Genomic DNA, 26,535 nt, shown 5'->3' with positions numbered 1-26,535 from the left:
TGCTATACATAATTCTATAAATTTGGTTGGCAGCGAAGTTACCCATTTCAATCAATAGCCATTTTTTGACTGCTTACGAAGTATTGTTTTTAGAATACTTGATTAAAATGATAAATGCTTAAGAAAATCCAGATAGTTTAACCTCATACTTTTATCATATTATATATATTTAGATATTGCTGAACAATGTTTTTAAGATGAAAACGTTTAACATTTTCAAGTCCTTGTTGAATTATTGTATTTCTGAGTTTATCGTTTTCTATTGCTTCTATGTAGGCAGAATTAATTGATTGTTCATCAAATGGATTTACAAAAAAAACAGCTCCTCCTGAGATTTCTTTGAGTGGCTGAATAGAAGACGTTATTACAATTCTTCCTGTTTGTTGTCCTTCAATAATAGGCATTCCAAATCCTTCATATATTGATGGGAAATTAACAATATCACAATTTATGTACTCTTGTCTAATCTCTTCATCGCTTAAATTACATACATTACTATAATCAATTTTATATTTATCCAGCAAATTTTTTATCTCCTTTTCTATTTGTCCAATAATCCGTAAATGGCAAGAAATATTTTTTAGTGATTCTATACTTCTTATTAAATTCTTATTCCATAAAGTTCCAATATGCAAAATAACGGGCTTTCTTTTATTGAAATTTTTAGGAGTATAAACAAATGCAGGATCAATTGGATTATAAATTACATGAATTTTATTTGTATTCACCTGCAATAAAACTTTTCTTCTTGTTTCGTTTGAAATGCATGTGATTTCATCGGCAAACTTTATTGGTAGGCATAGCCAAAACAACCATTTGTATAGTTTTTTTACAGGATTTTTTACATTTTCTATAAATACTAAATCATGTATAGTAAGAACTACACGAAATTTTTTCAAAAAAGGAAGCAAATAATGTTCTGTACCTGTTATATGAACAATATCAAAATGTTCTTTTTTAAGAATATCAAATACTGCATGAATATTTTTCCACAAACTTATTGGCTTATAATTAGACATGGGCAAGTATAAAGATTTCACTTCACAATATTGTCGCATTTCTTGCTCTATAGAATGAAATACACGACCTATAGAAAAGCCCATGTCCGGATGACGATAGATATACAACACTTTCATATGCTACATTTATAGGAAACGAAAATCCGTTATTGTAAATATCATAATTACCAAAAACTTATTGTTTTACAACATATTTATTTATCGAAATAATGAGGAAACAAATATTATCGATTTCTGAATTATTAAAGATAAGAATAAAAAAATAATTACACCTTGCCAAAAACCACGCAAACAAAATCCAATTTCTCCAATACATCCATTAGCATTTCTAAACATCCCCAAAAATGTAAATAAACAAACTAATCCATAAATTGAATACATCACTCTATTTTGTGTACAATATACAAGAGAATTCAGTAATTTAAAAACACACCAAAACAAAATAAACTGAATCAGAAAGTACCAATAACCAAAGGTGGCCAATCCATCGCCAAGATGACTTATCACTCGAAAACCTGCAAATACAGGTTTATTTACTGATATTGAATACAACCTATCTCCACGAGAAAACGAATTGCTACTTTTATCTATTGAAATATTAAGCCATTGCAATACAGGAGTCGGCAGTAGCATATATATTCTATTCATAAAATCAATAATCATCAACGATTGGCAATCCCTTTGTTGCACATGTTGAGCATGGTATAAAGTTTCATCTGTTATCCTTATATTAGCATATCTATTTAACATAAAATTATCAATGTACGTTTCATCCCAACCTTGCTTATATGTTTTCATCACTTTATGATTTTCGGCAACTGAATTATATGACTTTCGTTTATCATTTTCTTTTTGAACAAATTGAAAAGTATTTTTAATTAATTCACTTTTGGTTACATTAGATCGTTGGGAACGAGTAGATAACATTACTTCAGAAAAAAGATTTAGTACATTATAAACAACAACAACGACAACAATACTCACCAACAAACGCAATGGAGATACCCTTCTAATTACATTCTTCTTTACCATTCGCAAAAAAAAGAGCAAGAATATAATTGCTATAGGAGTAATGATAGCTTCTCGACTATTTGTCGCAACATTTATTGTAAAAATAAACACTATATAGACATAAAAAGTATCTTTTTTTCAACTAAAACACTTGAATGTAACTTAAATTGACTAACAGATAAACATTGACGTTGCATCCTTTTTTTTAAGATACTATTCCTAATTGGGTTTGGCTTCACTCTTTTATCTATCACACTTCTATCATCATACTGAATAAAGCCCAACAATGATGGATGCAACAACACAATAGGGACATACATTAAATAAATAAGTCCCTCCATAAATTTATTAGTTACATCACCATATTCTATATCATCTACGGAATATAAATGAAGCCTAGCAAATAGCCCAACCAAACCTAAACACCAAATTGTCAAACTTGAATATCGATCAAAAAAACCAATTTTATACAATATCTTTTGCAAAACATTATTTTTTGACCCGTACATTGAAAAATGAAAAGCTAAACAGGAAACCATAAATAAAATAGTTTCCAACAAAAAAGTTTTATATGGCAATTCCAAACCATAAGTAATCGGTTTTCCCTCTACTATTGTTGCAATTAATGGCAAATATCTGTAAAGAAACATGCTGAGAAACATCATAAACGCAAAAGGATACCTTAATATGATTTCTCTTTTTAAGAAGAATAGCACAAAAACTTTACAGCAAATAAAAGCCATAACGCAGCCACAAAAATTTGCCCATGATGGAAAAAAAAACATTTCGCTTATTATTGCTCCATAAAGGAGAATTATCAGCATTCTTTTTATTAGAATTATAATATTTTGCTGAGAAGAAATCATTTTACTTCATTTTGAAAAATAATATTCAAGCATTTTTTTATCATTCCTTCATTACTGTAATCAGACGTCAAACACCGTTCTCGTCCCGATAATGCAATTTGTTTACGTTCTGTTTCATGGTTTAAATAATATTGACATTTCTCTAATAACTCTTCATTTGATGAAAAATACGCAGCTTCTTTCCCTTCTTTGAACATAGCTAAATGCTCATCGGTTCGTTCTGCTAACATGAAGCCGCCACATGCAGGTATCTCAACTGAACGGGTTGTTTGTTGGTCGAAATTTATTTTACGAAGAAAGCAAAGAGAAATACGGAATGCTTGGAGAGATTTGCTATAATCTTCTCCTTTCAACAAATGCCCCACGATTTCTAAGTTGGGACTATATGTGGCATACTTATCCCAAACCTTATTACCGAAAACCTTTACTTTAATACCATGATCAGCCAAATAAAAAATGCTCTCACAACGTTCTTTTTCCCACATTCCTACAAAGCCTACCTCTCCTCCTAATTCCCTTTTTTCTTTTTCTGTCAGATTGTATGGATGATGAAAGGTTTCCTCGTAACTATTATTTACAAAGTGAATATTTTTAGCACCCAATCTGCGCATGTCATCTAGAATGTAGCTTTTGTTGGTAAATATATAATCATAATATGGAATGCACTCCAAATATTGTTGCGTTTGGTTATGTCTCAGTGCCATATTGTCTGGGGAATAACTTACAATGATTGTGCTTGGTGATACAGCTTTGATAAACCTCAATGTAGAGGCGAAAATTGTATGTCCTTTGTCTATCCACACCACATCGTAGTGCTTCTGTTGTATCATCATATGTATCCGTTCATTCTCATTATTGTTTTCTGGAATACGTACAGGAAATCCCCTAAAAAATAGAGTTTATGTAATTTAGATTTGTTATATATCGCGCATACGCGTACCTTTGCAACATGAATTACCACAACCATAAAGACAACAGCAAAAGTTTCCGTGCCTTGACGGGAGTTAGCCATGAACAGTTTTGTGCGCTTCTCCCTTATTTCGAGGCTGCGCATGAGGACTATTTGTCCGAGTATGAAATGACCGGGGAACGCCGTAGCGGAAAACGCCGCAGTCCTTCCATCTACAAGAACAGCCCCCTTCCCAGCATATCCGACCGCCTGTTCTTCATTTTGGTTTATTTGAAAAACAACCCGTTGCAGGAATATCATGCGGCCTGTTTCGGAATGAACCAGAAGCACTGCAACATATTCATCCATTGCCTGACTAAAATCCTTCGTCTGTCCCTTAAAGCGAAAGGTCTTGTCCCCGCAGAAACCGACAAGGAGCTTGCCGAACGGCTGGCGGAACTTTCCAAGGAGGGGGACAAGCCGGTGCTTCTTCATGACGGGACGGAACGGGAGATTCCCCGTCCGGCAGACCGGGACATGCAAAAGGAGCGTTACAGCGGCAAGAAAAAACGGCACACGGTCAAGAACGCCGTCATTGTAACGATGGCTTGTCTGGTCATATTTGTCAGTCAGACCGTTTCGGGCAAGACCCACGACAAGAAGATGGCTGACACAATGTATTCTTTTCCTGTGCCTTGCACCTTGTATCAAGATACGGGATACCAAGGCTATGAGCCTGAGGGGGTGGAAATCATACAGCCGGTCAAGAAGCCCAAAGGGAAAGAGCTTTCCAGGCAGGACAAGGAATACAACAAGAAAGTTTCCGCCATCAGGGTGCGTATAGAACATGTCATAGGAAGCGCGAAAGTCATGCGCATCGTCAAAGACGAGTGCAGGCTCAGGGCAAACAACTTTGTAGAAAACATCTTTTCCACATGTATGGCACTGCATAATCTCAGAATTAAAATCAACCCTTGGAACTATCATAACTAATTTACATAAACTCTAATAAATGATAGCAAATACGAGTTAATAATGAGATTGGGTGAAGCTGGGTATTGACTTCATCTACTTCATCTGCCACTTTATGCAATGCCCAATTACGGTGTAGGCAGGTATTGCTAAGGCCATTCATTCCGCCAACAGAGAGTATTTTCATCTTTGTACTATTTTGTGAAGAAAATCAGCATAACGTTTTCCGTATGCTTCCCATGTTAAGTTATTAATAGTGTTTCCAGCATAAATTTTTCCTTGTAAAGTTTTATAGTTTTGCATAGCTTCTTCCATGGCTGTTAGCAAACTTTTAACTGTATAATCTTCTATGATGGTAATGTATTGAGGATATTCGACCATTTTTTTTAAATCTTCAGCCCCAGAGTCTTTACTACCAACGAGTGGCAAATTACAAGCAATGGCCTGCGCTTGTACCATAGCTAATCCTTCTTCTCTAGATGGAAGAATGAATGCTTTGCTTTGGTTATAATAAGTGATTAATTTGCTTTGGTCAACCGGATCTATATGTGTGAATTGTTTGTCTTTCGGCATCTCTATATCTACTATTCCTCCTACATGTAAGAAGGTATAGTTCGTATTTTTTATAGCGTTAATAATCAGATCACATCCTTTTCGATAACTCCATCCGCCTACCATAATGAAGTCATATTTTTTTTCTATATTCGGCAGTGGCTTGAACATAGATAAGTCAACACCATAAGGATTTATGAAAAGTTTACCCAAAGGATAATTGTGTAGTTCAAAACTTCTTTTAACGTGTTCTGTTGCTATTGCTATATAATCAGCCAATTCATAGCCAATTAATTCGCACTTTACATTAATATCGGGCACTGGTTTCTTTCCAGATAAGGACGGAATATTCTCTAACACTTTTCGTTGTTCCAAGATATGTTTAGATCCTCTTTCTAATATGATAGTTGCTCCTTGTTGCTTAGCTTTCTTTACTGAGAAAACAAAATCGCCACTCATTGCAATAAGTATATCACATTTTCGCATGTACCACCCAGTAATATAATCCTGAATATTTATACGCAATCGACTTACCCATTTCATTTGGGGGAATAATTTCTTTTCCAAGAAAAGGAAAGGAGCTATAAATGCAATGATGGATGCATTGCACTTAGAAGGAAGTCCAAATTTCTGAACACGTTTGCTTGGAACGAAAGAATAGAATTTTACATCAAATCCATTTTTATCCAATTCACGAGCTAAATCGCAAACATGAAAACGTCCCGGTGATAAAATGTTGATTTTTATCATTTTTTTATTCATTATACTTGAATGATATTGATGTGGAGATATTTTGTTAAAAGCGCATTTAATTTGTCATAAGTGGTATATAATAACCATTTTAAGTTTTTTTTGTATGGATTGGTAGTTGAATAATCAGGCATATCCATTAATTTGTCAGAACGCCAGGCACCTTGAGCTCGATGAATGCAAATAACTCGTTTCATGCTATTATATCTTGGACAATCAAAATAGTCAGATGGATAAACATGAATTCCTTCTTTTAAAAGCTGTTCTCTATCTTGATAGCCATTTGCGTCATAGCCATAATTAGTTATAGCTATTTTAGCTTGTATTTTAGGCATAAGGGTCATGTCATAACACATATCAATTGGAAGTCTATCAGATGTAGCTCCAATAAAGTGTCTTATATTATAATAATCTAAACAGTCTTTTAAGAAAGGATGTCTTTTTTCAGCTCCAAAACAATGGGATGTCAAATAACGTTTTTTGGGACGTTCATGAAAGTTAGCCTCTGTTCCAATAAACATTTTATCTTTTAAAAAAGGATCAAAAGATTTGAAGACTTCTATGTCTGTATCAAGCCAAATTCCTCCATAAGTATAAACTGCATATACTCGAATGAAATCTGCAGCAAAAGCCCATTTGCGTACACTTACAGCTTCATTAGCAAATGTATTATTGATTTCAGTTAATTTCGAAGCATTCCATAATACAAATTCATAATCAGGAAGATGTTGTTTCCAAGTCTTCATCAATGCTTCTATATGTTTGGGGAATGGTTCTCCTGAGAACCATGAGTAGTGAATGATTTTTGGTATCATAATGATTTTTTCTCCTTGTGGTGATAAAAGGACTAAAGGATGTTAAACATCAAAATGTAAAAGTAAGCACTCAATTTAGGGCATCCCCCTTTGAAAGGGCACTTTTGAGTGCCCTAAACCGAGTTTTGTTAATTAATTAGCTTTGAATTTAACATTGGCTGGTAGCCAAAGTGATTTTGTCAGGAACCATGTTAACATAATCCCTGCACCCGTTAAAGATATTTTTGAAAAAAGTTCCGATGAAGTTCCAGACAGAACTGCCATGAAGCTTTACCGTGCCTATTACACTATGATAAGTGGCGGCCATCTCAGCCCCGGCATCACTGCCATAATGGAGTGAATTGTTGCGTTGGGTAGTCAGCTTCCGGATGGTCCGCTCGGCAAAATTATTGTCTATCGGGAGTTCACCGTCATCCAAGTATGCAAAGATCTCTTTCCAGAACCGGTTCAGATAATTAAGGGCTTCCGTATAATACTGACTTCTGAATCCTTTGACAGTTCACTGTCTAACAGGCTGCGCAATTCTATCAGGAGTCCTTTCGTTTCCAGGCTTTGCCTTTCCCGTAACCTCTCTTCCGGGATAAATCCGGCATCATCATATTTACGCTCCCTCATAAAGAATTCCTTTAAAATATTGGAAAAGCGTTCAGCTGTCGGTTCACCATTCTGGTTGGAAGCCTTGACAAACTTGTTTTTGGCATGAGACATGCAAACTTGATGTATGGTATCTTTAAACCGGGCTGATTTCAATTCATCCCCGATAAATACATAAGCCTTGTATCCGTCGGACATGATACTCTTCAATTCCGCATCACCCAGAAAATTCGTAAGCACCTCACGGCTGCGGGAGCCATTCTCATAGAAGAAAATAGCCGTTTTCTGAGCCTTGTTGACCAATACCCAGATGTAACACTTTTTATACCGGTCATATTTGCGCACCTTGCACCAAGTCTCATCGCAGTTCACTATCGAGTGTAAGCACTCAATTTAGGGCATCCCCCTTTGAAAGGACACTTTTGAGTGCCCTAAATCGAGTTTTGTTAATTAATTAGCTTTGAATTTAACATTGGCCGGCAGCCAAAGTGATTTTGCCAGGAACCATGTTAACATAATCCCTGCACCCGTTAAAGATGTTTTTGAAAAAAGTTCCGATGAAGTTCCAGACAGAACTTCCATGAAGCTTTACCGTTCCTATTACACTATGGTAAGTCGCAGCCATCTCAGCGCCTGCATCACTACCGTAATGGAGTGAATTGTTGCGCTGGGTAGTCAGCTTCCGGATGGTCCGCTCGGCAAGATTGTTGTCTATCGGAAGATCCCCATCGTCCAGAAAAGCAAATAGTTCCTTCCAAAACTTCTTCAAGTAATTAAGAGCTTCTGTATAATACTGGCTTCTAAATTCTGAATTCTTCGACAGTTCACTCTCCAACAGGCTGCGCAATTCTATCAGGTGTTCCTTCGTTTCCAGGCTTTGCCTTTCCCGCAGTCTCTCTTCCGGAGTAAGACCGGCTTCATCATAAATATGTTCTTTAGAAAAGAACCACTTTAAAAGCTTTGAAAAACGTTCGGCCAGCGGTTCGCCTCCTTGATTACCGGCTTTAACGAACTTATTATTCGCATGGGACATACAAACCTGATGGATAGTATCCTTAAACTGAGCCGATTTCAACTCATCACCGATAAAAACATAAGCATTGTAGCCGTCGGACATGATACTCTTCAATTCCGCATCACCCAGAAAATCCGTAAGCACCTCACGGCCGCGGGAGCCATCCTCATAGAAGAAAATGGCTGTTTTCTGAGCCTTGTTGACCAATACCCAGATATAACACTTCTTATAACGGTCATATTTGCGAACCTTGCACCAGGTCTCATCGCAGTTCACAACCGAGTCCTTTTCCAAGGCAACGGACTTCAATACACGAACCAGTTCATCAAGGTATTTCTTGCCTTTCTTAAGCCAGTTGCGTAAGGTGTTTTTAGAAATGGTCATTCCCATATCCGTCAGCCATTGGTGCAGAAGGCCGAAGGTCACATTCTTTACATAAACTTCATAGGCGATGGCCTGCAGAAATTCAGGAGTGGCTTTAGTCCCCTCAAACTTAGTTACCACCTCCGGATGGCCTTCAGAGGGGAAATAACCCCACTTCGGCTTTTTGCCAGGCTCTGCATAATGGACCATCTCAAAACATTCTTCCGTAAGGAAGGTACGGAAACTGAATACACGTACCATCCTTCTTTCAATGATACGTCCGGGAACCTTTGTCAGATCTGACGGATGCTCTACCACTTCTCCGGACACTCCCATCGTTTTATACCCGTCGGGACGATTGCCCAGGTCACGTTCCTTTCTGGGAAGGGCCGGCTCATTCCGGGATTCGTTATTGTCTACAGAGTCCGTACGGAGCGTATCGTCCGTACCGTCATAATCATCTTTTTCCTTTTGCCGGTCAGAAGCGTCCTGTTTAGCTTTAGGGTTTATCCGTTGACGCCTGTCACCGAAACGCTCCTGATTGGCAAAATCAAGTTTTTCCTGAAGGGACTTTGCCTTACGTTCAGCCGATTGGCGAAGCTTACGCTCTTCTGACAGCCGATTTTCCAAATCAGACTGTTTCGATTGCATGGAGGCCATCTGTTCCTCAAGTCCCTTCATCTTGTCCATAAAATCTTCCAGGACAAGCTTCATGGCCTTGATGGTCAATTCATCCTCCTGATGTTGTTCCGCCAGGTACTGGATAAACCGGTTTTTTTGATCGTCTGCCATACCTTCACTATAATTTATAGGGTTCCGTGAGTAGGTTTCCCTACTCAACAATTCCCTTTTTGAGTCTATTATATGTTGCAGTTCGATCATGTTTAAACCTTTGATTTACAGATATAAAGGTACTAAAATAATCGCAAAAACGCAAGCAAATAGACATATTAATTATCTGATTTTTAATGTTTTAACTATAGGGTTTTCCAGTATCAGGACCACATCTTTCCAGTCAATCCGATAAATGGTATCCGCCCCGTTCCGCTCCACTTTCATGAACTGGTAGCCCGCGACAAACTTCTTTTCGAACAGGCTGTATGAATGATTGTCAAATGAAAACATACGGACTATCCTTCGGTTTCGCGACATGACAATGAAGACATCCCCGTCACAGGGTTCCCGGTGAAGCCGTTCACGGATGATGGACAACACACGGCTGTGCTTACAACGCATGTCGGTAAAGTCACGCACATAATAAAAATGATTCAGGCCGGTAACACTCAGCATAGACCCTCCAGCTTCTCTATCATCCGGACTAAATCCTGATAGCTTAAATTCTTTTGGGACAAGTGTAACCCATTACTGATACGGACGTCAATCCATATGCGGACGGGATTGTCATTGCAGCCTTTTGATACAGGTTTAGGCCGGTCACCAGTCTTGGTCTTTTCTTCATGGGTAATCTCAGTAAGCACTCAATTTAGGGCATCCCCCTTTGAAAGGGCACTTTTGAGTGCCCTAAACCGAGTTTTGTTAATTAATTATTCAAGTTTCGCAAGTTAATAGATAACCTTCTTCTTGGGATATAAAAGAGGCACAGGGATTTCCACATATCGCAGAAAATGAGTAATTTTATAGTTGCAAATCAAAACATTACTCAGCCCTATGCCCTTGCACAAAGTTACAGACTTTCTTTCAGAAATCAGCGCATTTTTTAGAAAAAATGACGCGCATAAAGCGATGTATTCCATACTGGACGTTATCAAATGGTTAAGAATGAATGAATCCACCTTGTTCGGCATGAAGAGCAAGTGCAACAATGTGTATCCGTTGTTGCAGGTGTTCCAGGCTTTGCTGTTGTACCCGTGTTTCATGGTCCGTAACCCTTATCGTTTCACCGGGTCTTCCTTAAGCGGCTTGCTGGGATGCAAGAAAGACGTGTTCTACCGTTTCATGAGTAATCCCAAGATAAACTGGCGGAAGTCCGTCTATCACCTCACCCTCCAGCTTTGGTCGAAGATCAGACTCCGCTCCGGGCGCAAGGAAGGCACGGTCTGTCTGATAGTCGATGACACGGACTATCCCAAGACGGGACGGCGCATGGAGAACATCGGCAGGGTGTTTTCCCATGTCCATCACAGGTGCATCCTCGGTTTCAAGGCATTGTTCCTTGCCGTCACGGACGGGACAACCCAAATGCTTCTGGATTTTGCACTGCTGGGTGAAAAAGGAAAGGATGGAAAGTTCGGGATGTCCGATGAAGAGCTCGCAAGACGTTTCACCAAAGGACGTGACAGCGGCGACGCCTTGCAGGAGCGTATCGGTGAATACACGGCAAAGAAAACCGACCTGATGATTGCCATGATAAGACGCGCCATCCGCAAAGGGGTCAGGTTCAGGTATGTGCTGGCAGACAGCTGGTTCGCCTGCAAGGATGTCATCCGGTTCATCCGCTCCCGCCACGTCAGGTGCGATTACCTGGGCATGATCAAGGTGGGAGAAAACAGCAGGACAAAATACTGTCTGGACGGGAAGCCTTATACCGCGCCGGCCTTGATCAGGCACCTTAACAGGCAAGGCAGGCGGAAGTACAGCAGGAGACTGCGTTGCTATTACATCGTGGCGGACGTGACCTTTGCGGATACCAAGGTACGCCTGTACTTTGTCAGGAGAAGCAAACGGGGCGCATGGAACGGCCTGATGACCACGGACATACGGCTTGAGTTCCTTGAAGCGTACCGGATTTATGCCCAAAGGTGGTCTTTGGAAGTCGTGTTCAAGGAAGCGAAGGGGCTGTTGGGGCTGGGCAAATGCCAGGCCGGCAACTTCGCCTCGCAAATCGCGGCGACATCCCTGACGGCTTTGCAATACAACATCCTTTCCTTAGTGAAGAGGTTTGCAGCCTACGAGACCATGGGAAAGCTCTTTGAAGACGTAACCAAGGATTCTTTGGAACTGTCCGTTGCGGAAAGGATATGGGGCGTCATGCAAGAACTGGTCATTGCGGTTGCGGAACTCTTCGGATTGACTGATGAAGATATCTATCAGGCTATCATCAACAGGGAGGAAGATATGAAACATATTTGCGACATTTATAGATTAAAACCTGCAAGTTGAACTTGCGAAACTTGAATAATCTGAGCATGACAAAGTATACTTGTCTACAATTTCCTGCATACACCTTTCCCATTTGATGAAAAGCAATTGCCCGGTCTTCCGCCGGCGATACGTCAAGATGCCATTCCGTAAATCTCTCTTTTTCAGATAGGCAATATCGACAAAAGACATACCACGTGTATAAAAGCTAAACAAAAACATATCGCGGGCAAAATCCAAAGACGGATGAAGCGACAAATCCAATTGTTTGATACATTTTATAAACTTCAAAGGCAATGCACGCTTCAAAGTCTTCTCCACTCCCGTATAAACATACCTGAACGGATAACACTGTCTGGTCAGCCCTTTCGCTACAGCCCGATTATAAGTGGCACGCAAAATACGCATATAGAAAGAAACAGTATTCAACGATAATCCCCTGCCTTTTAAATGGCTTTCATACAACTCCATCAAATCCGAATCGATTTCATCCAGCCGGATATCGACTCCTTTCCTGAAACACATAAAATTACGGTATGCCATCGTATAAGTTTCCGAAGTGCGTACCTTACCCAACTCTTTCAGATGCACGATGACTTCTTCCATAAATCTTTCAAAAGAACCGGCGTATTCCCAAGCACGAAACCGAACCAGCACATCATCAGTAGTATAAATGCCTTGCCGGTCAAGACTGGCCACAATCTGAAACAACTGCTCCCGGTCTGTCTTTATACGACGGGCAACAGCCAACAACAACCTTCTTCTGGCTGAATCTGCCTTTTCCAACACCACCATTTCCGCCAGTTCATCCCACTCGGAAATCCACACCTTATAACCACTATCTATCTGACGGACGATACGATTATGAATCACTTGATACACCAGACTGCCTTCCATACCTTTCCCAGAAACCATAAGTTTGATTTTAATTGATGTCATTTGCTTTAACTTTAAAGTTACTTCTTAAATAAAACAGAATAAACGTACCACTATCTTGATTCAAAAATAGTTTCTTACTCAAATCTGTACGTTTCTTGCAATTATTTCATAGATTTTACCTAATTTTGTCCAGGTAAACTTACGAAATCATTAGCATGTCTGAAACCAACTACATATCCATCAAAGGCGCCAGGGTGAATAACCTGAAAAACATCGACGTTAACATCCCACGCAACAAGCTGGTAGTCATTACCGGTTTGTCGGGGTCGGGCAAGTCCTCACTTGCCTTCGACACGTTATATGCCGAAGGACAACGCCGTTACGTGGAAAGCCTTTCTGCATACGCCCGCCAATTCTTAGGGCGGATGAGCAAACCGGAATGTGATTTTATCAAAGGTATTCCTCCCGCCATTGCCATCGAACAGAAAGTCATCAGCCGCAACCCGCGCTCTACAGTAGGGACCTCTACTGAGATTTATGAATACTTACGCCTGCTTTTTGCCCGCATCGGAAAAACCTATTCGCCCATAAGCGGACAACTGGTGAAAAAGGATAGTCCAGAAGATATCGTGAACTGTATGCTCTCGTATCCTCAGGGTACACGCTATACAGTACTTACCCCCATTCTTCCCCGAGAAGGGCGCAATATGGCAGAGCAAATAGAGACAGATATGAAAGAAGGATTCACCCGTCTGGAAGTGAACGGAAAGACCATACGTATCGAAGAATACCAATATAATCCCAAAGATACGGTTTACCTGCTGGTAGACCGTATGAGCTGTGACAACAGCAAAGATGCCATCAGCCGCCTGACCGACTCTGCCGAAACGGCTATGTACGAAGGCGACGGTGCATGTTTGCTCCGTTTCTATCAACCCGACGGTTCGACCAGCCTGTACCGCTTCAGTACCAAATTCGAAGCAGACGGCATCAAGTTTGAGGAACCAAGTGACCAGATGTTTTCTTTCAACTCTCCACTAGGGGCCTGTCCGACATGCGAAGGGTTCGGTAAAATCATTGGAATTGATGAACGCCTGGTCATTCCCAACCGCTCATTGAGCGTATATGATGGAGCTGTGATGTGCTGGCGAGGGGAAAAAATGAGTGAATGGTTGCAAGCATTCTTACGGGAAGCCCCAGAACACGATTTTCCCATATTTGCTCCCTACTATGAACTGACTCAAGCACAGAAAGACTATCTGTGGCATGGTCCGCGGGACAAAGTATGCATTGACTCTTTCTTCAGCATGCTGGAAGAGAATCAATACAAAATCCAATACCGCGTAATGCTTGCCCGCTATCGGGGAAAGACCACTTGCCCCGAATGCCACGGAAGCCGACTGAAGAAAGAAGCCCTTTACGTAAAGGTAGGGGGATATAACATTGCCGATCTAGTGGAAATGCCTGTCAGCAAGCTGAAAGAATTCTTCCGGAACCTGAAGCTAAACGACCACGATACACAGATAGCCAAAAGACTGTTGAGCGAAATCAACAGCCGCCTGACATTTCTGGAAGACGTAGGACTAGGCTATCTCACTTTAAACCGCCTGAGCAACTCGCTTTCGGGAGGAGAAAGCCAGCGTATCAACCTTGCCACTTCGCTAGGAAGCAGTCTGGTAGGCTCGCTCTATATCCTAGACGAACCAAGTATCGGACTACACAGCCGTGACACAGCAAAGCTGATTAAAGTGTTACGCCAACTCCAACAATTAGGCAACACCGTAGTGGTCGTAGAACACGATGAAGAAATCATCCGTGCAGCCGACTATATCATCGACATAGGTCCGAAAGCCGGACGGCTGGGAGGCGAAATCGTTTATTCAGGTGACCTGAAAGACCTGAAACGTGGAAGCAAAAGTTATACCGTAAGGTATCTGTTGGGTGAAGAAACCATCGAACGCCCCTTGCAACATCGCGCCTGGAACAATTACATCGAAATAAAAGGAGCACGTGAAAATAACCTGAAAGGGATTGATGTCCGTTTTCCGCTCAATGTCATGACGGTAGTAACAGGGGTCAGCGGTTCTGGTAAAAGTACGCTGGTGCGCGACATTTTCTATAAAGCCTTGAAACGGGAATACAGTGAAATAAGCGAACGCCCTGGCGAATTCGTATCATTGGGGGGTGACACATCAATGGTCAACGACATAGAATTTGTAGACCAGAACCCTATAGGCAAATCATCGCGCAGCAATCCTGTCACCTATGTGAAGGCATACGATGAAATACGAAAACTATTTGCCGACCAACCTCTTGCCAAGCAAATGGGATATACAGCCGGTTACTTCTCCTTCAATACCGACGGCGGACGCTGCGAGGAATGTAAAGGTGAAGGTACCGTCACCGTCGAAATGCAGTTTATGGCTGATTTGGTATTGGAATGCGAATCATGTCACGGAAAAAGATTCAAAAAAGAAATACTGGAAGTATATTATGAAGGAAAGAATATCTATGAGGTGCTGGAAATGACAGTCAACCAAGCCATTGAATTCTTTGATACACACGGACAAAAAAAGATTGTCAAGAAACTGCTTCCTCTTCAGGATGTAGGACTCGGATACATCAAATTGGGACAATCTTCCTCCACATTATCCGGAGGAGAGAACCAGCGTGTAAAACTTGCTTATTTCTTAAGCATAGAAAAATCGCAACCTACCATTTTCGTATTTGACGAGCCTACTACCGGACTGCATTTTCACGACATCAAGAAATTACTGGAAGCTTTTGACGCACTGATAGAACGAGGACACACCGTGGTTATCATCGAACACAACATGGATGTAATCAAATGTGCCGACTATATCATCGACCTGGGACCGGAAGGAGGAGAACAGGGAGGAAACATTGTAGTATGCGGTACACCAGAAGAAGTGGCGGCATGCGGGGCTTCATATACGGGACAATTCTTGAAAGAGAAACTACTCAATGAAAAATAAGAACCAAAGAATGAGGCTGTACGACACATTCCTTTATTCTTTATTCTTCATTTTTCATTAACAACAACAAAGGGTTAGTGTAATATTTAATGCTATTTGAAAACATGAAAAACAAAATGAAACAATGGGTGTGCATGGCAACATTTATCGCCGCACTTCCCATAATGGGACAAAAATATCCTTATCAGGACCAGACATTAACAGCCGAACAACGGGCAACCGATCTTGTCACCCGGCTGACACTGGAAGAGAAAGTCGCTTTGATGCAAAATGCCTCACCTGCCATTCCGCGCTTGGGCATTAAGGCTTATGACTGGTGGAATGAAGCTTTACATGGAGTGGGACGGGCAGGCACAGCCACCGTTTTTCCTCAAGCCATCGGCATGGCAGCTTCATTTGACGACAATCTGTTATACCAAGTCTTTACTGCCATATCGGATGAAGCGCGGGCCAAATATGTAAAAGCACGAGAACAGGGAGAGCTGAAACGTTACCAAGGATTGACTTTTTGGACTCCAAACGTCAACATATTCAGAGACCCACGCTGGGGACGCGGACAAGAAACTTATGGAGAAGACCCTTATCTTACTTCACAAATGGGAATGGCTGTAGTGAGAGGCTTACAGGGTCCTGAGAACGCAAAATATAACAAGCTGCACGCCTGTGCCAAACACTTTGCCGTACATTCCGGACCAGAATGGAACCGGCATGAATTCAATGCAGAAAACATATCCCCGCGCGACTTATGGGAAACCTATCTGCCCGCTTTCAAAGATTTGGTACAAAAAGCCCATGTCAAAGAGGTGATGTGTGCCTATAACCGGTTGGAAGGCGAACCCTGCTGCGGAAACAACCGTCTGCTAACCCAAATTCTACGGAATGAATGGGGATACCAGGGAATCATTGTATCCGACTGTGGAGCCATCAGCGACTTTTGGCGCAAAGGCGACCATGAAACACATCCCGATAAAGCACATGCCAGTGCTGGAGCCGTATTAAGTGGCACAGACCTGGAATGTGGGAACAATTATGCCTCTTTACCTGATGCCGTCCGTTCCGGCCTCATCAGTGAAGAACAGATAAATACTTCTGTAAAACGCTTGCTGAAAGCCCGTTTCGAATTGGGAGAAATGGACCAGAATGTATGTTGGGACAGTATTCCTTATTCGATTGTCGACAGTGAAAAGCACAAAGCATTGGCCTTACAAATGGCACGTGAAAGCCTTGTATTGCTCCAAAACCGGAATAATGTCTTACCTTTAAAAAAAGACTTGAAAATTGCCCTTATCGGTCCCAATGCAGCAGATTCAGTCATGCACTGGGGCAATTACAACGGTTACCCTTCCCATACAGAGACCTTATATGAAGCAATGAAGAAACGTCTTCCCGCTGAACAACTGATTTACGATACCGGCTGCGACCGTACAACTTCTGTTACACTGGAAAGCGTATTCAGCCAATGCTCCCTACAAGGAAAACAAGGATTCAAATCTACTTATTGGAACAACATCCGACAGGAAGGAACTCCTGCGGCAATAGTACAAACCACTACTCCGTTCCATTTTACGACTTTAGGTGCAACTGTATTTGCACCGGGAGTAAACATTACCGATTTTTCGGCACGCTATGAATCTGTATTCACAGCAGACAAGACAGAAAATATAGGTTTTCATTTCCAGACACAAGGCATCATACGCTTGTCGGTCAACGGCAAAGAAGTAGCCTCAGGCAAATATCTTCAAAATAATGCCAATCTTTATACCCTAAAAGCTGAAGCAGGAAAATCATACGATATCCGAATTGATTTCATCTTCAACAGCAAAGACCGTGCGGCTCAGCTGGATTTCGATATGGGCCGAAATATCCCTGTAAACCTGCAGGCATCAGTAGAAAAAGTGAAAAATGCCGATGTAATTGTCTTTGCCGGTGGTATCTCTCCCACTTTGGAAGGAGAAGAAATGCCGGTCAATGTAGAAGGTTTCAAAGGTGGAGACCGTACCACCATCGAACTGCCTGCCATCCAAAGACAAATGATCCGGGAATTGAAAAAGCTTGGCAAACCTATTGTTTTCATCAATTTTTCAGGCTCTGCAATGGGGCTTGCTCCTGAAAGTGAAATCTGTGACGGTATCCTTCAGGCTTGGTATCCAGGACAAGCCGGAGGAACAGCCATTGCCGATGTCCTGCTAGGCAAATATAACCCTTCGGGCAAATTACCGATAACGTTCTATACCCGTACAGAGCAACTGCCCGACTTCGAAGATTATTCGATGAAAGGACGTACCTACCGTTATATGACCGAAGCTCCGTTGTTTTGTTTCGGACATGGACTTAGCTATACTCAGTTCGTTTATGGGAAAGCACGGATAAGCAGTCCGACATTCAGCAAAGGCAATACTTTGACACTGACTGTCCCTGTCACCAACAATGGGAATAAAGACGGAGAAGAAGTGGTACAAATATACCTGCGCCGTCCGGGAGACACCGATGCTCCTTCGCATACCCTACGCGCATTTCAACGTGTATATATTCCGAAAGGTGAAACCAAAGAAGTTGTCTTGACGCTTTCAGATGACAATTTCTTATGGTTCGATACTCAAACCAATGCGATGAATCTGGTAGAAGGAAATTACGAACTTCTATATGGAGGAACATCGGACATCGACTCTCTGCACAAGATTCAGGTTAAAGTTTTATAACAACTCAAATGAACAGATGACAGCCAGCGGAGGAAAGTAATTTCCAATGCACACAATCCACTGGCTATCATTCATTATGACTATCATTTATACTTATGCTAAAAAAGATTCTATATACCGGTTTGTTTTACTGTTTTGTTGTAGCGGAAGCTTTTGCGCAAATTTCCGTTCTCTATTCAACTGATAATCAAATATCGAGTAGCCTTATCAACGACATCTATCAAGACAGAAGCGGGTTTATTTGGATATCAACAGAATATGGACTCAACCGTTTTGACGGAAACAAATTCAACACCTACAGACATCAGGACAATGATACTACCTCGCTAAATAATGACTACGTGCATCTGACTTTCGAAGACAGCAAAGGAAATATCTGGGTAGGCACTATGGGAGGACTGGTAAAATACAACCGGAACACCGATTCTTTCACAAACATACCGCTATATAAAGAAGAACGACAGATTTATACAGATGTAACCCACATCATCGAAGACCGAGAAGGCACTTTATGGGCATCGACTTCAGGAGAAGGTTTATTCCGTATTCATCCCGAAAAAGAACAGGGAGAATGCATCATGGCCATCAACCAATTAGGATTCCGGCATCTGAGCACAATACTGGATGACGGGAAAGGCAACTTATGGATTGGCGCAGAAAATGATGGACTTATCTGTTACAATATAATCAAAGAAACCATAAAGACATTCAAGACTCCTCTTATCAGCGAAAATAATATATCCAGCCTGGCTAAAGACCCGTACGGAAATATTTATATCGGCACTCTGACCGGCGGACTGAATATTTATAACAACTCGACCCGGAAATTCAGACAAATTCCCTATCAAGACAGATACAACCTGCCCGTAAAAGCTCTGACTTATGCCAACGGACAACTTTATATCGGTACTGATGGAGAAGGACTGAAAGTATATACGACGGAAAAACATGAAATAACAGACAAAGAATTAGAGGATACACAGTTCAATCTGAAAAACAAAAAGATACATACCATCCTTTTTGACCGTAACAATGACCTATGGTTAGGATTATTCCAGCAGGGAGTAGCTTTCATCCCGATGAGACATAATCCATTCCAATACCATGGATTCAAATCCATGCACGGAAGTCCTTTCGGCAAACAATGCGTCATGTCGATATTCCAAGACAATAAAAAGAATTTGCTTGTCGGGACCGACAACGACGGACTATACATCCTGGACAACCATTTTCATACGCTCCAACACCTGACACCGGACAAAGGACCGCATAGCGTAGCAAATACCATACTGAGCATATTCCAAGACTCGGACAATACGATATGGTTAGGCTCCTATACAAAAGGCGTTGCCCAACTAAATCCAAGCATGAATTCATGCACTTTCATACCCGAACTATATAACGAGCGGGTATTTGCCATTACCGAAGACCACGACCGGCACCTGTACTTCAGTTCATACGGCAACGGACTGTTTGTCTATCATAAAGAAACAAAACAGTTCACACAGTACAAGTCAACAGAAAAGAGTACATCTGCACATAGTTATGACGAATTGCCAAACAATTGGATTAACAGCCTCTATTGCGACAGTGAAGGACTGGTTTGGATTGGACACTTCAAAGGAGTGACTTGTTTCAACCCTAAAACTAAAAGTTTCATAAACTTCACACAAAAGAACTATATCCTGCAAGGATGTATCGGATATACCCTTGCAGAAGACCATATGGGAAACATTTGGGCAGGTACCTCAAAGGGACTGTACAAATTCGATAAAAAAAACAAAAAACTGAAACGTTATTCCCAACAAGAAGGACTCAGCAACAACATCATATGCGGCATTTGCGAAGATAAACTGGGAAATATATGGGTAAGTACATTCAACGGCATCAACCGGCTTGACCAAAAAACGCAAACTTTTACAGTCTATCACTCTGGAGACGGACTGCAAGGCAACGAATTTACACGAGGCTCTTATTTCCACTCATCCGATGGTACCATCCATTTTGGCGGTATCAACGGAATCACCAGTTTCGTACCTGAACAAATCATCAACGAGCGTACTGTTCCACCCGTAGTCATCACAGATTTCAAGGTGTCCGGACAGTCTGTCAACACCAACACCTTATCGGGAGGACACCCCATCATCAATACTGCTGTAACGGATGCCAACCGTTTCAAGTTGAACTATACCGACAATACGTTCAGCATTTCGTTCTCTACCTTACAATTTGCACAGGCGGGACAGGTTATTTACAAATACCGCATCCATGAGCTGGATAAAGAATGGCAAACGACTGCACCCGGAACCAACTTTGTCACCTACAACAACTTGGCTTCCGGGAAATATACCTTCGAAGTCTATGCCATCGACCATGGATACCATTCGAACATAAAGACAATAAGCATTCTCATCACACCTCCCTGGTTCCAGTCATGGTGGGCATACTTGTTATATAGTGCATTGATTGTACTTATTGTGCTTGCCTTTATCGGCTATGCCCGCACACAGCTCAAACAACGGAAAGAAATGGTAGAACGCAAACATACAGAAGAAATCAATGAAGCCAAACTACAGTTCTTTATCAATATCTCACACGAAATACGCACACCGCTTACACTCATCATCAATCCGATGGAAAAGTTAATAGCCAACTGTGACAATCCGGAGTTAAATAAAACCTATTTAATGATCTATCGTAACTCGATACGCATCTTGCGGCTGATAAACCAACTGATGGACATACGCAAAATAGATAAAGGACAAATGAGTCTGAAATTCCGCGAAACAGACCTCGTCGGCTTCATCAATGATGTCGTCAACACATTCGGCTATCTGGCACAAAACAAACACATCACATTTACCTTTCATCATAACGATGAACGGCTTAAAGCATGGATAGATCTGAACAACTTCGACAAAGTACTGATGAATCTACTTTCAAATGCCTTCAAATATACTCCCGAAGGAGGAAGTGTAGACATTACCCTCACCGTAGGAGAAGATGCAGCTGCACCTGCTCCTCTAAAAAAATACATTGAGATAACAGTTTCTGATACAGGCATAGGATTGGATGATGCACAAATAGAACGTATCTTCGAACGGTTCTATCAGATAAACAATGACATTACCCGCAATCAGGCAGGTACTGGCGTAGGACTTCATCTGACCCGTTCGCTCGTAGAACTTCACCATGGAACTATCACTGCCTGCAATCGCACTGATTGCCAGGGCAGCAAGTTCATCGTACGCATTCCTCAAGGCAGTAATCATTTGAAGATGGAAGAACTGGATATCTCGCACAACAATCTTAATCTGAAAACCTTCAAACAGAACAAAGAAAAACAATACATCGGAAAGAATGACTCTGAAACATCTGAACCAGAAGCAGGAACAAAGAAAGCGAAAACGAAATACAATCTTCACGTTCTAATAGTTGATGATGAAAAAGAAATACGCGAATATCTATGCAACGAACTGTCTGACGAATACAAAGTAGATACGTGCAGCAACGGATCCGAAGCATACGATTTCTTGCTAAACCATCCGGTAGACCTGCTCATCAGCGATGTAATGATGCCCGAAATGGATGGTATCACATTGTGCAAAAAGGTACGGTCGAATACGAATATCAACCACATCCCTATCATTCTGCTTACAGCCAAAGGAAGGAATGAAGAACAAGCGGAAGGCATCGAAACCGGAGCTGACAGCTACATCGTCAAACCTTTCAGCATCGAAGTGTTGCGGAGCACCATTACCAATCTGATAGAAACACGACGTTTACTGAAAAACAAATTCAGCGGAGCTCAAGAACAAAATGACAAGATGCAGGAAGTAAAAGTTCCATCATCCGATGAAATGCTGATGAGCCGCATTATGAAAATCATTAACGACAACTTAGCAGAGCCATCACTCAGCGTAGAAATGCTTGCCAACAGCATTGGTTTAAGCCGTGTCCATCTGCATCGGAAACTGAAAGAACTTACCAATCTTTCTACACGCGATTTCATTCGCAACATCCGTATGCAGCAGGCAGCCAAATTGCTGAAAGAGAAGAAACTGTCTATCTCGGATGTTGCCTATGCTGTAGGTTATAGCAACTTGTCTCATTTCTCGAATACTTTTAAAGATTTGTTTGGACAAACACCTAAAGAGTACATGCAGGCATTCCGTGATTTACCAGCAGAAGAGGAAGGAGAAAATGTAGACAACGAACTTTCAGAACCAGACGAAACTCAATCCGAACAGCCACAAAATGAACCGGATGAAAATGAAAATGATAAAAATAATGAAACATCATCTCAAAGCCAGACAGCCACACCAGAAGAAAGTGCATGACGCGATAACTAAGTCGGATACTCCATGAAAAGAATTGATACTGTTTTTTCATAGTTTCCATGCAAGCAAAGCAAAATTTGTGTTATCTTTGTCCACATAGAAAAAAGTTAATCGTATGACGAAGAAAATATTGTTGCTGGGTTCCGGCGAATTAGGAAAAGAGTTTGTGATTGCTGCCCAACGTTTGGGACAGTACATCATTGCGTGTGATTCGTATGCAGGAGCTCCTGCCATGCAGGTGGCAGATGCTTGTGAAGTATTCAATATGCTGGATGGCGATGCGCTCGACCGTGTAGTTGAAAAATATCATCCGGACATTATTGTGCCTGAGATTGAAGCCATCCGTACCGAACGGTTGTACCATTTGGAGAAAGAAGGCATTCAGGTGGTGCCCAGTGCGCGTGCCGTAAACTTTACGATGAACCGCAAGGCGATACGCGACCTTGCCGCAAAAGAATTAGGATTAAATACCGCGAAATATTTCTATGCCAAATCATTCGACGAATTGAAGGAAGCGGCAGAAAAAATCGGTTTCCCCTGTGTCATCAAACCCTTGATGTCCTCATCGGGCAAAGGCCAGTCGGTAGCGAAAGGTCCGGAAGACCTGGAACACGCATGGCATTACGGTTGCGAAGGAAGCCGGGGCGATATCAAGGAACTGATTATCGAAGAGTTCATCCAGTTTGATAGCGAAATCACCCTGCTTACGGTGACGCAGAAGGACGGCCCTACCCTGTTCTGCCCGCCTATCGGACATGTACAGAAAGGAGGGGACTACCGCGAGAGCTTCCAGCCTGCACACATCGCTCCCGAACATCTTGCCGAAGCGCAACGCATGGCAGCAAAAGTAACCGAAGCATTGACCGGCTATGGCATTTGGGGCGTAGAGTTCTTCTTGAGCCACGAAAACGGCGTGTACTTCTCCGAACTTTCTCCACGTCCGCACGATACGGGTATGGTAACTTTGGCAAATACCCAGAACCTGAACGAATTTGAATTGCATTTATACGCTGTGCTGGGATTGCCTATCCCAGGCATTACACAAGAGCATATCGGTGCCAGTGCCGTGATTCTTTCGCCCATAGCCAGCAAGGAAGCTCCGCGTTATCGGGGTGAAGAACTGGTCTGCTCACAACCCGATACGTACTTACGCATCTTCGGCAAACCGTTTACGAAGCTGAACCGCCGTATGGGCGTAGTGGTTTGCTACGACAAACCGGACGGCGACCTCGATGCCTTGCGCGACAAGTGCAAGTCGCTGGCTGCCAAGGTGGAAGTATATTGATATTGAATCCCCATCATACAAGACAATCTTTTATAGCAACAGAGGCCGGTGCTCACGCATCAGCCTCTGTTTTCATTCTCAACAGAATGACAAGTAAAAACAAATGATGCTTTCTTTTTTAAGCATAGCTATGTATGCCGCCTAAGATGAAATTGACGCCAAAATAAGTAATCAGTACGCTCAAAAACGCGATAACGGCAAACCAGTGAAAGAACATAGGCCGACGGAATGCGGGGAGCGACGAAGCATGCAAGGCTGCCGCATATATAAATAAGGTGATAAGCGCCCAAGTCTCTTTCGGGTCCCATCCCCAATAACGCCCCCATGAAACATTCGCCCATACGGCACCGATGAAAATGCCTAGCGCCAGGCAGAACACCGCCGGATAAAGAATAAGCCGGCTCATGACTTGCAGCCGGACAACGGCATCCTGATAATCCTTATGAGTATAGCGCAACACAATTGCCATAATGCCGTTCAGCATGATAAATGCGGTAAGCGAATAGGCAATCATAATGGTCACCACATGAAGGCTAAGCAAGGGCGATGCCAATACCGGCATCAGTTGGGTAATAGGCGGATTTGCCTCGCCCAGCATCGCCACCAGCAATGCCAGCCCGCACAGCATATAGCCGAAAGCAATGACGGCTTCGGACTTGCGGTAGAAAATAAAAGTAAGCAAGGTAGTGCACAATGCCAGAAACTGCATCGTCTCGTAGCCGTTCGACAGTGGAAGGTGTCCGCTGACGAATCCCCTCAGGCCGATAAGCGACAAGAGATAAACCGCAATGATACCCAATGCGGCAAGCAAAAAGACATTCACACGGGTCTTGCCGCATACCGGACGGTTCATCCGCCGGCAATAGAAAATAAAGGAAAGAATGCCGACGGTAAGGCAAGCCATCGCCAAAGACCGGGTATAGTCCAAACAGTTGTATAGTTTTTCTGCCCGGAAACAGGTGTCGGAGGGAAGCACTTCACCCGCAGTCTTTTGTTGGTATTTCCGTATCTTCCCCGTAAGTTCGAGTATGGCAGCATCGTTTTTCTTCATCACCTGCTCACTCAGCAACCCAAGGCTCTTGCGGACGAACAGCCATTGCTCGTCGGGCAAGTCTTGAGGCAAGTCGTCTACGGGAGCGAACCAGCCTGTCCGGTTATGCTCCGTCCGGCACGGATAGATTTTCAGGATGCTGCCCGTAGCGGTCATGCTAATCAGGTTGAACTTCTCGTTCGCCTCGTTCCATTCACGTTTGTATTGGGAACTGCCCGTTCCATTCTCTTTCAGCTTATACCCTTCCGTTCCGAAAAAATCGTTCAGGCAGGCATAATCCCCTCCGATACCCAGCCGGCGTTGCACTTCCTTGCTTTTAATGCGGATAACAGGCTCGGCTTTCCAGTCATCGTAATAAAAGAACCAGCCCGTAAACACCTGTTCGGCAGTCAGTCCTTTATAGGTCGTTTTGCCGTAAAGCTTTACGGTAAAGTCTTTCGCCAAAGTCTGCAAGGGACAGATGCGGTCGTGGTAATAGATGTAAAGATTGCCTACCGCGGATGCCGCCTCACGGGATAAGTGCTTGGGCTGCTCCGAAGCCATGCCAGCGACGGATGAAAGCAGCGCGATACCTAACAGAACCGTTTTATTACGCAACGCGGGATGACGGAGAAGCCGGCGGAACATGCTGTCTTTCTGAAAAAAGAAGCCCAAGACAGAGAGTAGCAATAAAGCATATCCGGTATAGGTAATGCCGATGCCCCACGGGTCGTAAGACACCGCAAGGGTAGTTCCTTGCCCGTCCTTGTCGTATGCCGACTGGTAGAAACGGTAATGGCGATAGGTGAATATCCGGTTCATCGACACTTCTCCCTCTGCCTGTATTCCGTTATCCTCAATTTGGATGCGGCTGGTAAAGTCCATGGGCGCAAAGCTTCCTTTGTAATAGTCGATACGGAAATCGTGCAGCCGCACATCGAAAGGAAGCGGCTCTTCCTCCGTTCCTGAAGTGACGAAAGCCGAAACAGGCGTATCGTTCATCCGCAAATGGATGCTTCCTTGCTTTCCGCAAAGGCGCGTGGTGAGCGCTCCTGCCAGGATAACCAGAAACGCGATGTGCAGCAGGAACGTAAAAAAATCCCGTTGCATCCTCCGGCTTATCAGGTAAACCAAAGCGCATACCGCCAGGATTCCCCACAGTATGGTAAAGAACGGAGAGCCATAGATAGCCGTCCAAGCCGTACCGGTTCCTTGCAGTTTTTCTACAACGGTGGCGGTCATCATCAGCAAGACGAGCAGTCCTGCACTTCCGAAAGCAATGCGTTTTATCAGTTTCATTTGTTTTACGTATGGAGGATTTACCACAGATTACACAGATTGGATAAATGAATCTGTGTAAT

The 26,535-nt window shown here is 42.4% G+C and carries 17 protein-coding genes and 2 pseudogenes; 6 read left to right on the top strand and 13 right to left on the bottom strand.

Annotated elements, in window-relative coordinates; all coding sequences use genetic code 11:
- Nucleotides 1-143: 143 nt before the first annotated feature.
- The 4 genes from B5G04_RS17755 to B5G04_RS17740 form a co-directional block, all read right to left on the bottom strand.
- Nucleotides 144-1,136 carry a glycosyltransferase family 1 protein gene (locus tag B5G04_RS17755; RefSeq protein WP_087398226.1) on the bottom strand — a complete coding sequence of 331 codons (993 nt, stop codon included), beginning with the start codon at nt 1,134-1,136 and terminating at the stop codon, nt 144-146.
- Between the two features lie 81 nt (nt 1,137-1,217).
- Entirely contained in the window at nt 1,218-2,051 is an 834-nt protein-coding gene (locus B5G04_RS17750) for a hypothetical protein (protein WP_143270487.1), read from the bottom strand.
- A gap of 89 nt (nt 2,052-2,140) precedes the next feature.
- Nucleotides 2,141-2,854 (bottom strand): hypothetical protein, encoded by a 714-nt coding sequence (locus tag B5G04_RS17745; RefSeq protein ID WP_143270486.1) that lies wholly within the window; start codon nt 2,852-2,854, stop codon nt 2,141-2,143.
- A 38-nt stretch (nt 2,855-2,892) separates the two neighbouring features.
- Nucleotides 2,893-3,729, bottom strand: a complete 837-nt coding sequence (locus tag B5G04_RS17740; protein WP_239414145.1) for a glycosyltransferase — start codon at nt 3,727-3,729, stop codon at nt 2,893-2,895.
- Nucleotides 3,730-3,845: 116 nt separating this feature from the next.
- On the opposite strand from B5G04_RS17740, the gene B5G04_RS17735 reads away from it, so the two are divergent.
- Nucleotides 3,846-4,778, top strand: coding sequence for a transposase family protein (locus tag B5G04_RS17735; protein WP_087396583.1), 933 nt, complete (start codon nt 3,846-3,848; stop codon nt 4,776-4,778).
- 1 nt (nt 4,779) lies between these two features.
- Here B5G04_RS17735 and B5G04_RS20055 read toward each other — a convergent pair whose 3' ends face one another.
- The 7 genes and pseudogenes from B5G04_RS20055 to B5G04_RS20635 all read right to left on the bottom strand — a co-directional run.
- Nucleotides 4,780-4,944 carry a hypothetical protein gene (locus B5G04_RS20055; protein WP_158100133.1) on the bottom strand — a complete coding sequence of 55 codons (165 nt, stop codon included), beginning with the start codon at nt 4,942-4,944 and terminating at the stop codon, nt 4,780-4,782.
- Nucleotides 4,941-6,059 (bottom strand): glycosyltransferase family 4 protein, encoded by a 1,119-nt coding sequence (locus B5G04_RS17730; protein WP_239414144.1) that lies wholly within the window; start codon nt 6,057-6,059, stop codon nt 4,941-4,943. The genes B5G04_RS20055 and B5G04_RS17730 overlap by 4 nt, the downstream gene beginning before the upstream one ends.
- 11 nt (nt 6,060-6,070) lie before the next feature.
- A complete protein-coding gene (locus B5G04_RS17725; RefSeq protein ID WP_087398222.1) occupies nt 6,071-6,874 on the bottom strand; it encodes a glycosyltransferase in 804 nt (267 codons plus the stop codon).
- A gap of 148 nt (nt 6,875-7,022) precedes the next feature.
- Nucleotides 7,023-7,846 (bottom strand): annotated as a pseudogene (locus tag B5G04_RS19495) (transposase); the annotation flags it as partial.
- A gap of 88 nt (nt 7,847-7,934) precedes the next feature.
- On the bottom strand, nt 7,935-9,728 hold the full coding sequence (locus tag B5G04_RS17710; protein ID WP_087398219.1) for an IS66 family transposase: 1,794 nt from the start codon (nt 9,726-9,728) through the stop codon (nt 7,935-7,937).
- A gap of 72 nt (nt 9,729-9,800) precedes the next feature.
- On the bottom strand, nt 9,801-10,136 hold the full coding sequence (tnpB, locus tag B5G04_RS17705) for an IS66 family insertion sequence element accessory protein TnpB (protein WP_087395778.1): 336 nt from the start codon (nt 10,134-10,136) through the stop codon (nt 9,801-9,803).
- Nucleotides 10,130-10,312, bottom strand: a pseudogene (locus tag B5G04_RS20635) (hypothetical protein); the annotation flags it as partial. The pseudogene B5G04_RS20635 and the gene tnpB, both read right to left, overlap by 7 nt.
- A gap of 202 nt (nt 10,313-10,514) precedes the next feature.
- On the opposite strand from B5G04_RS20635, the gene B5G04_RS17695 reads away from it, so the two are divergent.
- Nucleotides 10,515-11,966: a transposase gene (locus B5G04_RS17695; protein WP_087394992.1), complete on the top strand. Its 1,452-nt coding sequence runs from the start codon at nt 10,515-10,517 to the stop codon at nt 11,964-11,966.
- Here B5G04_RS17695 and B5G04_RS17690 read toward each other — a convergent pair.
- Entirely contained in the window at nt 11,949-12,884 is a 936-nt protein-coding gene (locus B5G04_RS17690; RefSeq protein WP_087398218.1) for a site-specific integrase, read from the bottom strand. The two genes, B5G04_RS17695 and B5G04_RS17690, sit on opposite strands and share 18 nt — an antisense overlap.
- Before the next feature lie 155 nt (nt 12,885-13,039).
- Between B5G04_RS17690 and uvrA the strand changes: the two genes are divergently transcribed.
- The 4 genes from uvrA to purT all read left to right on the top strand — a co-directional run bounded on the left by uvrA (nt 13,040) and on the right by purT (nt 24,144).
- Nucleotides 13,040-15,820, top strand: coding sequence for an excinuclease ABC subunit UvrA (gene uvrA / locus B5G04_RS17685; protein WP_022039358.1), 2,781 nt, complete (start codon nt 13,040-13,042; stop codon nt 15,818-15,820).
- 134 nt (nt 15,821-15,954) lie between these two features.
- A complete protein-coding gene (gene xyl3A, locus B5G04_RS17680) occupies nt 15,955-18,519 on the top strand; it encodes a xylan 1,4-beta-xylosidase (protein WP_239414143.1) in 2,565 nt (854 codons plus the stop codon).
- A gap of 95 nt (nt 18,520-18,614) precedes the next feature.
- Entirely contained in the window at nt 18,615-22,859 is a 4,245-nt protein-coding gene (locus tag B5G04_RS17675; protein ID WP_087398217.1) for a hybrid sensor histidine kinase/response regulator transcription factor, read from the top strand.
- Nucleotides 22,860-22,974: 115 nt separating this feature from the next.
- Nucleotides 22,975-24,144, top strand: a complete 1,170-nt coding sequence (gene purT, locus B5G04_RS17670) for a formate-dependent phosphoribosylglycinamide formyltransferase (RefSeq protein WP_087398216.1) — start codon at nt 22,975-22,977, stop codon at nt 24,142-24,144.
- Nucleotides 24,145-24,262: 118 nt separating this feature from the next.
- Here the strand turns inward: purT and ccsA are convergent, their stop codons facing one another.
- A complete protein-coding gene (ccsA, locus tag B5G04_RS20700) occupies nt 24,263-26,473 on the bottom strand; it encodes a cytochrome c biogenesis protein CcsA (protein ID WP_087398215.1) in 2,211 nt (736 codons plus the stop codon).
- Nucleotides 26,474-26,535 lie beyond the last annotated feature (62 nt).

This window comes from Bacteroides sp. An51A, from assembly GCF_002161565.1.
Classification (GTDB): Bacteria; Bacteroidota; Bacteroidia; order Bacteroidales; family Bacteroidaceae; genus Phocaeicola; species Phocaeicola intestinalis.
The sequence above is the reverse complement of the archived record's forward strand: the minus strand, read 5'-3'. Positions and strand labels throughout refer to the sequence as shown.